General features: G+C 57.5%; 12 protein-coding genes. 9 read left to right on the top strand and 3 right to left on the bottom strand.

The features are described 5' to 3' along the window. Positions 1–349: 349 nt before the first annotated feature. The 3 genes from ACNY69_RS06770 to ACNY69_RS06760 all read left to right on the top strand — a co-directional run bounded on the left by ACNY69_RS06770 (position 350) and on the right by ACNY69_RS06760 (position 3,501). On the top strand, positions 350–955 hold the full coding sequence (locus ACNY69_RS06770) for a DsrE family protein (RefSeq protein WP_111139327.1): 606 nt from the start codon (positions 350–352) through the stop codon (positions 953–955). 31 nt (positions 956–986) lie between these two features. After that, the gene (locus ACNY69_RS06765; RefSeq protein ID WP_111139328.1) at positions 987–1,595 is read left to right on the top strand and encodes a DsrE family protein; all 609 of its coding nucleotides are present in this window, start codon (positions 987–989) and stop codon (positions 1,593–1,595) included. A gap of 340 nt (positions 1,596–1,935) precedes the next feature. After that, positions 1,936–3,501 (top strand): sensor domain-containing diguanylate cyclase, encoded by a 1,566-nt coding sequence (locus ACNY69_RS06760; protein WP_111139329.1) that lies wholly within the window; start codon positions 1,936–1,938, stop codon positions 3,499–3,501. 79 nt (positions 3,502–3,580) lie between these two features. Here the strand turns inward: ACNY69_RS06760 and bcp are convergent, their stop codons facing one another. Continuing rightward, positions 3,581–4,048, bottom strand: a complete 468-nt coding sequence (gene bcp / locus ACNY69_RS06755; protein WP_111139330.1) for a thioredoxin-dependent thiol peroxidase — start codon at positions 4,046–4,048, stop codon at positions 3,581–3,583. A 153-nt stretch (positions 4,049–4,201) separates the two neighbouring features. Beyond that, complete coding sequence (locus tag ACNY69_RS06750) at positions 4,202–4,783, bottom strand: glycine cleavage system transcriptional repressor (RefSeq protein ID WP_111139331.1); 582 nt, start codon at positions 4,781–4,783, stop codon at positions 4,202–4,204. A gap of 143 nt (positions 4,784–4,926) precedes the next feature. On the opposite strand from ACNY69_RS06750, the gene dapA reads away from it, so the two are divergent. From dapA to ypfH, 6 genes are all read left to right on the top strand, one after another. Beyond that, positions 4,927–5,805 carry a 4-hydroxy-tetrahydrodipicolinate synthase gene (gene dapA, locus ACNY69_RS06745; protein ID WP_111139332.1) on the top strand — a complete coding sequence of 293 codons (879 nt, stop codon included), beginning with the start codon at positions 4,927–4,929 and terminating at the stop codon, positions 5,803–5,805. 14 nt (positions 5,806–5,819) lie between these two features. Then, on the top strand, positions 5,820–6,851 hold the full coding sequence (bamC, locus tag ACNY69_RS06740; protein WP_111139333.1) for an outer membrane protein assembly factor BamC: 1,032 nt from the start codon (positions 5,820–5,822) through the stop codon (positions 6,849–6,851). 145 nt (positions 6,852–6,996) lie between these two features. Next, positions 6,997–7,710 carry a phosphoribosylaminoimidazolesuccinocarboxamide synthase gene (gene purC, locus ACNY69_RS06735; RefSeq protein ID WP_111139334.1) on the top strand — a complete coding sequence of 238 codons (714 nt, stop codon included), beginning with the start codon at positions 6,997–6,999 and terminating at the stop codon, positions 7,708–7,710. A 126-nt stretch (positions 7,711–7,836) separates the two neighbouring features. Next, positions 7,837–8,703, top strand: coding sequence for a KPN_02809 family neutral zinc metallopeptidase (gene ypfJ / locus ACNY69_RS06730; protein ID WP_111139335.1), 867 nt, complete (start codon positions 7,837–7,839; stop codon positions 8,701–8,703). Further along, on the top strand, positions 8,703–10,691 hold the full coding sequence (locus ACNY69_RS06725) for a tRNA(Met) cytidine acetyltransferase TmcA (RefSeq protein ID WP_418797673.1): 1,989 nt from the start codon (positions 8,703–8,705) through the stop codon (positions 10,689–10,691). Before ypfJ ends, ACNY69_RS06725 begins: the two co-directional genes overlap by 1 nt. Before the next feature lie 73 nt (positions 10,692–10,764). Continuing rightward, a complete protein-coding gene (ypfH, locus tag ACNY69_RS06720; RefSeq protein WP_418797671.1) occupies positions 10,765–11,445 on the top strand; it encodes an esterase in 681 nt (226 codons plus the stop codon). 33 nt (positions 11,446–11,478) lie between these two features. On the opposite strand, the gene ACNY69_RS06715 is transcribed toward ypfH, so the two are convergent. After that, complete coding sequence (locus tag ACNY69_RS06715) at positions 11,479–11,667, bottom strand: YpfN family protein (RefSeq protein WP_111139338.1); 189 nt, start codon at positions 11,665–11,667, stop codon at positions 11,479–11,481. Between the last annotated feature and the right edge of the window lie 4 nt (positions 11,668–11,671).

Below are 11,671 nucleotides of genomic sequence, written 5' to 3'. Positions count from 1 at the left end.
AGTCACGTCAGAAATTCAGAAATCTTTTATTCTGCCATCGACAAATTAAATCGTTATTCCCCTTTCTCTTTTTTTATTCCAGCTAAGCCTGGCTGCTTTTTATTTCTTAATGACGAGAAACTGTGAGGTGAAGGGTTGAATCATCAGGGCCATTTCTAAGAATACCCTTTTTCACGCTGTATGAAACTTTTCGATTAATTCTGCCGGTGAATCATTTTGGCGGGTTATCACTGTGGTGCTGACCTGAATTTACACAGGCGTGAGTTATACCCGTGCTGTGATATAGATAGCCGACCAGATTCAGTCCTGAATCTGCCAGACCTTATTTGATTTGCCGGAGAGAAGTAATATGCGTTCAGTGGTTTCTTACGCGTTAATCGCCATTATTGGCGGCGTCGTTGGCGCGGCTGTCACTCAGAGTGGCGATATTTATGACAAAGTTTCACGCCATTTTGCAACCGAGCCTCAGGAAGCCGAAGGATTCTGGAGCACACCCGCCATTGAAGGATACGGCAAAATTCATTACGAGCCTGATGCCGCGTTTAAACCGGTCGCGGGCCTCAGTAATAAAATCGTTTTTCAGATCACCCGCAGCGACGGCGCCATGACCGCCCCTAATCTGGGACTGGAGCGCGTGGCGCGCGTGGTAAATCTCTATATCGCCTCGGGTGTCCCGGCGGATCAGCTGAAGTTTGTGGTTTCGGTCACCGGTGATGCGACCCCGGCCATGCTGGATAACGCCCATTTCAGACAGTTTTATGGCATCGACAATCCCAACCTCAAGCTGATTAATGAGCTGAATCAGGCGGGTGTGAAAGTCTCAGTCTGCGATCAGTCTGTGGCATTCCATCACTATCCGAATAACTGGATTGATAAATCGGTCATCCATGCGCTTTCCAGTCCGACCACCGTATCAACCCTGCAGAATCAGGGCTACGCGTGGCTGGCAATGTAATGAATATTTTTAATAACCGGGAGAAGAGTGAATGCGTCCAGCAGCGTTAGTGGTCATGGCGGCCGTGGCCGGATTTATCGGGGGCAACGTTTTACAGTTGCCGGCGTTATTTGACAAAGTCAGCGGCAAAGTAGCAGATAATAAAGCTGAGCCTGCTGATTTCTGGAGTACGCCAGCCATTGAAGGCTACGGAAAAATACATTATGTCGATACGCCCGCGTTTAAACCCGGCACCACCGCTGGTCTGAGTAATAAAATTGTTTTCCAGATCAACCATAATGAAGGGGATATCCGCAAGCCGAATCTGGGGCTGGAGCGCGTGGCACGCGTTACTAACCTCTATTATGCGGCGGGTGTACCACTCGACCAGCTGAAATTTGTGGTCTCGATTAATGGCGATGCGGTTTCTTCAGCCCTGAATAATGCGCAGTTCAGCAAAGCCTACGGCGTGGATAACCCGAACCTGAAGCTGATTAGCGAACTGAAAAAAGCGGGCGTGCAGGTCACCATCTGCGACCAGTCAGTGGCGTTTCATCAGCTTGAGCGCAACTGGATCGACCCGATGGTTACACACACCATCTCCAGCGGCACCACTGTGGCGACACTGGAAAACAGCGGCTACGCCTTCCTGATGCTGTAAACGTCTGACAGCGGCGTCACTGCCGCTGTCACCTGCTGCTCCCTCGTCAATCCTGCTTCCCTTATCTGTTCCCGGCCCGCGCAGAGGGCTGTCGTTCGTTGTCAATGACAGCGACAAGGTCAGATGTCATCACTCATTCTCCCTTCTCCTGGCGTACTGACAATCTTGCATAGACGTGAATCAGGGCCGGGCTAATCTGGATTCTGTACGCTAAAATTTGTCTTAATGCTGCTCAAAAAGAGTGACACCGTGTAGACTTACGCCCGGATATCAGGGCTTCTGGCACATTAAAATAATCAGGCATTCAGGACATGACACTCTTCTTCAGGGCGGCGACGCCATGCTAAAGCTCTTTCGGCCCAAGGCCGATTTGCGCAATCTGATCGCCCTGCTGGTGATTGTCAGCATTGTCATCACGCTGGCAAACACGCTTTACGCCACCTGGCGGGTACAGCGGCAGGTGCTGATTGATACTACGCTCGAAGCTAACCGGGCCTATGCCGCCAAGCTGGCTTCCACCAGCGAAATTTTCTTCCAGCTGGCGCAGTCCCAGCTCCATTACAGCGCCAATCAGCTGAGCCGTGACTTTTACAATGATGCGCTGCTGAAAAGCGAGGTTAACCGCCTTCGTGAACAGACCACCAGTTTCAACTCGGTGGCGGTGGTAGATGCGCAGGGGATGGTTAAAGCGATTTCGCCGGAATCACTGACGCTGCAGGGAATACGTCTTACCAGCGACGCCTCGCGGGAAGCGCTGACCCTGCGGCAGCCGATCATCAGTAAGCCAACGCTTTCTGCCGCCAATAATCTGCTGGTGTTTGTCTCCTGGCCAATCTGGAGCGCCGATGGCGACTATCTCGGCTATGTCGGCGGCACGATCTATCTGAAGAAAAAAAGCATTCTGAATGCGCTGCTGGGTGAGCAGTTCTACCGGGATGGCACCACGGTTTATGTGCTCGACAGCAATAATGAGGTGCTCTATCACCAGAATCGTCAGCTGATAGGCAAAATTCTGCCCGCCATTGTCAGCCCCCGTGACGAGCAGACCAATGGGTCGCTGATACTCGACGGCTCCGGGGAATCCATGCAGCTGGCCGGATTTGCAGTGGTGCCGACGACAGGCTGGACGGTGGTGGCGCTGAAGCCAATCAATACGACGCTGAATCCGCTCTCGGGCCTGTTGATGAAAGTGCTGAAAAACTCGGTCCCCTTTGCGCTGCTGACCCTGCTGGTCGCCGTGGTGCTGGCGCGACTGATTGCCCGTCCGCTTTTCCAGCTGGCCCGCAAAGCCAGCCGGATGGATGTGCAGGGGGTCTCGAAGGAGATTGGCGGCATCACCGCATGGTATTTCGAGGCGGCGCAGGTCAAGCGGGCGCTGCTCACCGGCATCGGTCTGGTGCAGGATAAAATCGGCCGTCTTAACTCGGAAGCGCAGACCGATCCGCTGACCCAGTTGCTGAATCGCCGGGGGCTTAACGCGGTGCTGGAGTACTACCGCACGCTGCGTCAGCCATTTGCGGTGCTGGCACTGGATATCGACCACTTCAAAAACGTTAACGACACCTGGGGACACGACGTAGGCGATCGGGTCATTCAGCAGGTGGCGAGCACGCTGCGGGCCAGCGCCCGTCAGTCTGATGTGGTGTGTCGCAACGGCGGAGAGGAGTTTCTGATGCTGCTGCCGGGAACGTCACTGGATGAGGCGCAGATCATCGCAGAGCGCGTGCGGCTTGGCATCGCAGAAGCGTGGCTCACCGATGTCGGCAGGATCACCCTCTCTATCGGCGTGGCGGCCTGGAACGGGTCAGCGGAGGGGGGGCTGGAAGGCAGCTTAAAACAGGCGGATGCGGCGCTTTATCAGGCGAAAAATGCCGGGCGCAACTGCGTGATTGTTGCGGCGTCCTGAAGTCCGGGCGAGAAAAAGGGGCAGCGCAGGGATAACGCGGGGCAGGCAGGGCGCGGCTCAACGGCCGCGCCCCTGAACATCAGGCTGACTTAACGTACTCCAGCACCATGTCATGATGATTCGAGGTTTTAAAGTTATCAAAGACTTTTTCAACCTTGCCTTCAGCATCGACCAGGAAGCTGATGCGATGAATACCGTCATAGGTTTTCCCCATGAACGTTTTTTCACCCCAGACGCCAAACGCCTGGCAGACTTCATGATTCTCATCTGAGAGCAGGGTAAAGTTCAGCAGCTCTTTTTCAGCAAAGCGTGACAGTTTTTCTGGTTTGTCAGTGCTGATACCCAGCACTTCCACGCCCGCTTTCTTCAACTCATCCATATTGTCACGCAGACCGCACGCCTGCACGGTGCAGCCCGGTGTCATCGCCTTCGGGTAGAAGTAGACCAGAACGCGCTGTCCCTGGAAGTCGGTCAGATTTACGTGTTCACCATCCTGATCGGGCAGGCTAAATGCGGGTGCGGTATCTCCGGCTTTCAGTGGATTCATCACATCTCTCCATTTTTTTATTCAGGCTGTGGGTAATACACTATCCGGCCAGAAACGGCCAGAGGCAAAATCACCTTCAGGGGTATTTCACCACATAGCCGCATACTCAGCCGCCAGTCATGTGGAGAAATACCTCCGGCTTACAGACCAAGCTTAGCGTACTGCGCTCACAGATTCGCTGCTGTCGGCATCTGATGCGCTATAGAGGCGCAGCGACCCCTGCGCATTCAGCTCCTGACAGAGCGCGTTAAACGCCTGCTCAAACGTTGTGCCGCTGGTCCGTGTCGGACAATGGGCTGTCATTTGAATATAGAGCGTTGGCGGCAATTCGCGCTGCGCGGGTATAATGCGCGACACCAGTTCCGCCACATTCATCTGATGTTTATCGATCAGATCGGTAAAGCGTTCAATGGTATGCGGCGAATCGGCGACCTCAACCTGAATAAACGCGGTGTCGGGCATTGGCGGACGCAGCCGGGCATTGGTGCGCTTCATCACGATCAGCAGTTCCAGCTCTGCGCCTTTCAGCGGCAACGTCGACTCAATCAGCGTAATGGCGTTCCAGCTGCCCGACAGCAGCATAATAAAGGTGAACTCATCCCCAAGCATGGCAAGACGGCTATCTTCGATATTGCAACCGCAGCTGCTGACGTGTCGGGTAATGGTATTGACGATACCCGGACGGTCAACACCGAGGGCGGTGATCACCAGATGATGGGGCTGAGATGGCGACAAAATGGCTTTTCCTCTGCTTTCGCTAATAACCATAAGGTAAACATAAAAAAAACTGCTGACAAGCGCGGGAATAGCGAGGCTGGCTTGCTTTTCCCTAAGTGTAAAACGTACCATGAAGCACTTGTTTGTCGAGGGGATCGCCAATGTTTACGGGAAGTATTGTTGCACTCGTTACGCCAATGGATGACAGCGGTAATGTCTGCCGGTCGAGTCTGAAAAAACTGATTGATTATCATGTCGCCAGCGGCACCGCGGCGATCGTTTCCGTGGGCACCACAGGCGAATCCGCTACCCTGAGCCATGAAGAACATGGTGATGTGGTGATGCTGACCCTGGAACTGGCCGATGGCCGTATTCCGGTGATTGCCGGAACCGGCGCCAACGCCACCGCTGAAGGCATCTCTCTGACGAAGCGTTTTGAACATTCCGGTGTGGTGGGCTGCCTGACCGTCACGCCTTATTACAACCGCCCGACGCAGGAAGGGTTGTTCCAGCACTTTAAAGCCATCGCGAACAGCACCAGCCTGCCGCAGATGCTCTACAACGTGCCTTCGCGCACCGGGTGTGACATGCTGCCGGAAACCGTCGCCCGCCTGGCCGAAATCAAAAATATTATCGGAATCAAAGAGGCGACCGGGAACTTATCGCGGGTTAGTCAGATCCAAGAGCTGGTTGATGACGATTTCATTCTGGTCAGTGGCGATGACGCGACTGCACTGGACTTTATGCAACTGGGCGGCAAAGGCGTCATTTCGGTGACGGCAAACGTGGCTGCGCGCGAAATGGCTGAACTGTGTCAACTCGCACAGCAGGGCAATTTCGTCGAGGCTCGCCGCCTGAATCAGCGTCTGATGCACCTGCACCAGACGCTTTTCTGTGAACCCAATCCTATCCCGGTGAAATGGGCTGCGAAACAGCTAGGATTAATCGCTAACGACACGCTGCGTCTGCCAATGACGCCACTGACTGCAGCCGGCCAGCCGAAAGTGGAGCAGGCGCTGGTGAAAGCGGGTTTGCGATAATTTAGGGAGTTTGAATGAATTACTCAGTAAAGCGGTCAACAGTCGCCACAGTAGTGGGCCTTTCTACTCTGATGCTGTTGTCGGCCTGTTCCAGCGATCAGCGTTATAAACGTCAGGTCAGCGGCGACGAATCTTATCTTGAAGCCAGCCAGTTGAGCGAGCTCAAAGCGCCTGCCGGCATGATCCTGCCGGTTCAGCGCGGTGACTATGACGTGCCGCGCACCGCCAGCCAGGCACCGGTCGGCAAACAGCTCGACATTCGTCCGCCAGCCCAGCCGCTGGCGCTGATGAACGGCACCCGCGCACAGTTCAGCAACAACAGCGGCGCACTGATGATTGAAAACAGCCGGGGTTCAGTCTGGCCTCAGCTCGTTAACGTTGTACAGTCTTACAACTTCCCTATCGCTTCACGTAATGATGCAGGCCAGCAGCTGACGACCGACTGGGTGCAGTGGAACCGCGCCGATGAAGACCAGCAGTATCGTGGTCGTTACCAGATCAGCGTGCAGTCCCAGAGCTATCAGCAGCAGGTGACCGTGCGTCTGCTGGAACTGCAGCAGGCGGGTAAAACCGTCACTTCGCCGGTGCAGATCCAGCGTTACACCGCACAGATGCTGAACGATCTCAGTACCGGTCTGGATAAGATCGAAACGGCCAGTGAAAACGCCGCCTCCGGCCGCGTGACCGGATCGATTGACGTGCAGAGCGGCGCGGACGACACCGGCCTGCCGATGCTGATCCTGCGGTCACCGTACAACACGGCCTGGCAGCGTCTGCCGGATGCGATGAAGCGTGTCGGCATGGAAGTCACGGATACCACCCGCTCAACCGGCAGCATGAAGGTGACCTATAAGTCACTGAGCAGCAGCGAATGGGATGAGATTGGCGCGAAAGATCCTGAATTGCCGAACGGCGATTACAAGGTGCAGGTCGGCGATCTCGACAACCGCACCAGTCTGCAATTCATCGACCCGAAAGGGCATGTGCTGACCCAGTCGCAGAACGATGCGCTGGTGGCTGTGTTCCAGGCGGCGCTGAACAAATAAAGTTGCCTCAGGCCGGAGATTCTCCGGCCTTTTTTTTTTGTTTTTGGCATAATAGCGCGCGGCGAAGTAAACGATTGCGTCAAGGCAATCGCCGCAGCGGCACTGGCCGCTCACCACCCGTTATTTCAAGTCTGGAGTGAACAAGATGCAAAAGCGAGCTGAGTTGTATCGCGGTAAAGCGAAAACCGTATACAGCACCGATAACCCGGATCTGCTGATACTCGAATTCCGCAATGATACGTCAGCAGGTGATGGCGCCCGAATCGAGCAGTTTGATCGCAAGGGAATGGTTAACAACAAGTTTAACCACTTCATCATGACCAAATTGCAGGAAGCGGGGATCCCGACCCAGATGGAAGCGCTGCTGTCGGATACCGAAGCGCTGGTGAAGAAGCTGGAGATGGTGCCCGTAGAGTGCGTGGTTCGCAACCGCGCCGCAGGCTCGCTGGTAAAACGTCTGGGCGTGGAAGAGGGAATGGTGCTCAATCCGCCGCTGTTTGATCTTTTCCTGAAGGATGATGCAAAGCATGACCCGATGGTCAACGAATCCTACTGCGAAACCTTCGGCTGGGTCAGCAGACAGAACCTGGCGCGTATGCAGGAGCTGACCTTTAAAGCTAACGACGTGCTGAGCAAACTGTTCGACGATGCGGGCCTGATCCTGGTCGACTTCAAGCTGGAGTTTGGCCTGTTTAACGGCGAAGTGACGCTGGGCGATGAGTTTTCGCCAGACGGTGCCCGCCTGTGGGACAAAGAGACGCTCGACAAAATGGATAAAGATCGCTTCCGTCAGAGCCTCGGCGGCGTGGTGGAAGCCTATGAAGCGGTCGCGCAGCGTCTGGGTGTCACACTCGACTGAGTCTGCCCAGCGCACCGCCGCAAAAGGAGAGCCCCGGCTCTCCTTTTTCATTTTGGCGTAAAGCTGGTGATTGCGTCGTCACACAACTAAAATCATGCCATCTGAAAATGTCTGAGGGAATACAGCATGCGCTGGCAAGGGCGTCGCGAAAGCGACAATGTAGAGGACCGTCGTGGTCAATCGTCCGGTTTTGGCGGCGGAGGCCGTCAGATTCGTCTGCCGCGCGGCAAAGGTGGCATTGTCATTCTGATTGTGGTGGCCATTGCCGGTTATTACGGCTACGACCTGACCGCGCTGCTGACGGGGGGCGAGGTGGCACCGACCAGTCAGCAGCAGACGCGCAGCGTCAGCGCCAATGATGAAGAGGCCGCGAAATTCACCAAAGTCATTCTGGCGACCACCGAAGATACCTGGGACAAACTGTTCCGGCAGATGAATAAACAGTATGTCGCCCCGAAACTGGTGATGTATCGCGGCGCAACCCGTACCGGCTGCGGCACCGGACAGTCGGTAATGGGGCCGTTCTACTGTCCTGCCGATCAGACCGTCTATATCGACCTCTCTTTCTATGACGAGATGAAAACTAAACTCGGCGCGGGCGGCGACTTTGCGCAGGGCTATGTCATCGCGCATGAAGTGGGCCATCACGTTCAGAAGCTGCTGGGTATTGAACCGAAAGTGCGTGAGATGCAGCAGGGCGCCAGTCAGAAACAGGTCAATCAGCTCTCTGTGAAGATGGAGCTGCAGGCAGACTGCTTTGCCGGCGTCTGGGGACACTATATGCAGCAGCAAAATATCCTTGAGGCGGGCGACCTGCAGGAAGCACTGAATGCCGCCGAGGCGATTGGTGATGACCGGCTGCAGCAGAAAGGTCAGGGCCGCGTCGTGCCGGACAGCTTTACCCACGGCACCTCCGAGCAGCGTTACACCTGGTTTAAGCGCGGTTTTGACGGTGGCAATCCGGGACAGTGCGACACCTTCGCCAGCAACTGATGCCTTTGCAGCGTCTGACGCAGGAGATGGAACAGGCCGGTGTGCGTCGTCTGGCGGTGATCAGCGGCGACCCGGCCTGGTGTTTATCGCAGGCGGCAGAGTGGCGTCACACGCTCGCGGGTGACTGGCCGATCGTCAGTCCGGCACCGCTATTTGCGGATCCGGCTGACGCACCGGCTCTGCACGTACCGCCTGCTGCGGTTCGCACGCTGCTTGGCCGTGAATTTCGTCATGCCCTGTTCGACGCCCGTTACGGCTTTCACGCCGAGGCGTTCGCGGCGCTGGCTGGTACGCTCACCGCCGGAAGCTGGCTCCTGCTGCTGGTGCCGCCCTGGGATCAGTGGCCGCAGCAGCCCGATGGTGACAGCCTGCGCTGGGGGGACGTTGCCAGCCCCATCGCCACGCCGCATTTTGTTCATCATCTGCAACAGCTCATCACGGCGGACGACCAGCTCCTGCTGGCGCGTCAGCATCAGCCCTGCCGGTTTCCGTCCCGGCCCGCGTGGCCGCGATGGCACTGCCAGGCACCGCAGCAGCAGCGGGCGATACTCGATCAGCTAATGGCTATGCCCTCGGGTGTGGCGGTCCTGACCGCGGCGCGGGGCCGCGGTAAATCGGCGCTGGCGGGAATGCTGGCGCGCCAGGCGGGTGCCTGTCTGGTCACGGCCCCCGCCAGAGCCTCCACGACGGTGCTGGCTGCCTTTGCCGCTGAGCAGTTTCACTTTATGGCACCGGATGCGCTGCTGGCGCTGGAGACGCCGCCCGCGGCGGAGTGGCTGATTGTGGATGAGGCTGCGGCCATCCCGGCGCCGTTGCTGCAGGCGCTGGTCGGCCGCTATCCCCGCGTTCTGCTGACGACCACCGTTCAGGGCTACGAAGGCAGCGGGCGCGGCTTTATCCTGAAATTCTGCGCCGGACTGGCGGACGTGCACTATTTTACGCTGGATGAGCCTCTGCGCTGGTCGCGTGCCGACCCGCTGGAGCAGTGGCTGAATCAGGCGCTGCTGTTTGAGGATGCGGCGGCGGTCGAACCGGCATCCGCTGCGCCGGTCACGCCGCAGCGGGTAGCACCGGGCGATTTCAGCGCGCTGGAGTCCGCTTACCGTCTGCTCACCAGCGCACACTATCGCACCTCGCCGCTCGATCTGCGCCGCCTGCTGGATGCGCCCGGTATGCAGTTGTGGCGCGCTGGCTCGCTGTCCGCCCTGCAGGGCGCGCTCTGGCTGGTGGAGGAGGGCGGGCTGGAGCCGGACCTGGCGCAGGCGGTCTGGGCGGGCACCCGGCGACCCCGGGGCAATCTGGTAGCGCAGTCGCTGGCGGCGCACGCGGGACTGCCGGAGGCGGCGACCCTGCGGTCGCTGCGGATCAGCCGCATAGCCGTGGCGGCGGAGAGCCGTCGTCAGGGCATCGGGCAGCAGCTGGTGGCCGCCGCGGCCAGCGCGGCCGCCGGGCACGACTATCTTTCCGTCAGCTTCGGCTACACTCATTCACTCTGGGCCTTCTGGCGCGCCTGTGGTTTTACGCTGGTGCGGATAGGTACCCAGCGTGAAGCCAGCAGCGGCTGCTACGCCGCGATGGCGATGCGGCCCTGTTCGGCGGCGGGCAACGCATTGCAGCGCCGCGCCGTCGCGCAGCTGGCGCGCGACTGGCCACGGATGCAACACTTTCTTGAGCTGGAACTGACGCTGGAAACCGTCGCGGATGACGGCCTGAACGATCAGGATATTCAGCTGGCCGCCGGTTTTGCCTGGGCGCAGCGGCCACTGGAAGCAAGCCTGCCGGTGCTGCAGCGTCTGGTGGAGGCTGCTGCCGTGCCCGATCCACTGCTGCTGGCGGCGGTGACAACCCCTGACGCGCTTAGCGAACTCGCTCAGCAGGCGGGCGTCAGCGGACGTAAAGCGCTGATTGCGGTGCTGCGTCAGCGAGCTGCAGCCGGACTCCATTCCCTGGGTGTGACAGCGGAGCAGCTCTGCCTGCCGTTGAAATAATTCGACCAGCGGGTTCAAATAATCCCCCTGTCATTTTGCGTCAGGCGGCGTAGAGTGGCTTCAGGAGGTCAACATGACACTGAAATATGTAATCGTTCAACAGCCAGCCACCGCCGCTCAGCTATTTCTGCTCTACCACGGCGTCGGCGATAACCCCGATTCAATGGGTGAAATCGGCAGCTGGTTTGCCAGGAGCTTCCCGGAGGCGCTGGTGGTCTCCGTCGGCTCGCCGGGCGCAGTGCGTCAGTGGTTCGGTGAAACGGACCTGCACGATCAGACTATCCAGCAGCGGGTGGATGCGGCGATGCCGCAATTCGTGGAGTCGGTGCGTCACTGGCAGAAGAAGAGTGGCGTGCGGTCGGAGGCGACCGCCTTAATCGGCTTTTCGCAGGGCGGCAGTATGGTGCTGGAAGGGGTTAAGGCGCATGCCGATCTGGCGAGTCGTGCGGTGATCTTTAACGGGCGGTTCATTACGCTGCCGGAAAAGGCCACGACCCGCACCACGATCCATCTGATCCACGGTGATTACGATGAGCAGATCCCGCTGCATCATGCGCAGCAGGCGGAGCAGCGTCTGATTGCCCGCGGCGGCGACGTGACGCTGGATATCGTTGACGATCTGGGCCACGCTATCGACCACCGCAGCATGGAACTGGCGCTCAATCATCTGCGTTATACGGTGCCGAAACGCTACTTCGATGAGGCGCTGAGCGGCGCAAAACCCGGCGACGATGATGTGATCGCGATGATGTAAAAAAAGCCCCTGCATCACAGGGGCTTTTTTCATTTACTTCTTCTTCGGCCAGTCGTCTTCGTCATCCCACTTATCGTTGAAATCACGATGCGGCGGCAGATCCGGTTTGTTCTCCATAAACTTTTTGTGATCGATGCGTTTCAGATCTTTATAAACGTTCATCAGCACGCCAACCATCAGCAGGATCACCAGGATCCACCAGTAATCTTTAATAAATTCCATTTGC

The organism is Pantoea graminicola, from assembly GCF_048452665.1.
Lineage (GTDB): Bacteria > Pseudomonadota > Gammaproteobacteria > Enterobacterales > Enterobacteriaceae > Pantoea.
The sequence above is the reverse complement of the archived record's forward strand: the minus strand, read 5'-3'. Positions and strand labels throughout refer to the sequence as shown.

Excerpts from the sequence above, each read along its gene's own strand:
- ACNY69_RS06770 (WP_111139327.1), top strand. The coding sequence starts at position 350 with ATGCGTTCAGTGGTTTCTTACGCGTTAATCGCCATTATTGGCGGCGTC.
- ACNY69_RS06765 (WP_111139328.1), top strand. The coding sequence starts at position 987 with ATGCGTCCAGCAGCGTTAGTGGTCATGGCGGCCGTGGCCGGATTTATC.
- ACNY69_RS06760 (WP_111139329.1), top strand. The coding sequence starts at position 1,936 with ATGCTAAAGCTCTTTCGGCCCAAGGCCGATTTGCGCAATCTGATCGCC.
- bcp (WP_111139330.1), bottom strand. The coding sequence starts at position 4,048 with ATGAATCCACTGAAAGCCGGAGATACCGCACCCGCATTTAGCCTGCCC.
- dapA (WP_111139332.1), top strand. The coding sequence starts at position 4,927 with ATGTTTACGGGAAGTATTGTTGCACTCGTTACGCCAATGGATGACAGC.
- bamC (WP_111139333.1), top strand. The coding sequence starts at position 5,820 with ATGAATTACTCAGTAAAGCGGTCAACAGTCGCCACAGTAGTGGGCCTT.
- purC (WP_111139334.1), top strand. The coding sequence starts at position 6,997 with ATGCAAAAGCGAGCTGAGTTGTATCGCGGTAAAGCGAAAACCGTATAC.
- ypfJ (WP_111139335.1), top strand. The coding sequence starts at position 7,837 with ATGCGCTGGCAAGGGCGTCGCGAAAGCGACAATGTAGAGGACCGTCGT.
- ACNY69_RS06725 (WP_418797673.1), top strand. The coding sequence starts at position 8,703 with ATGCCTTTGCAGCGTCTGACGCAGGAGATGGAACAGGCCGGTGTGCGT.
- ypfH (WP_418797671.1), top strand. The coding sequence starts at position 10,765 with ATGACACTGAAATATGTAATCGTTCAACAGCCAGCCACCGCCGCTCAG.
- ACNY69_RS06715 (WP_111139338.1), bottom strand. The coding sequence starts at position 11,667 with ATGGAATTTATTAAAGATTACTGGTGGATCCTGGTGATCCTGCTGATG.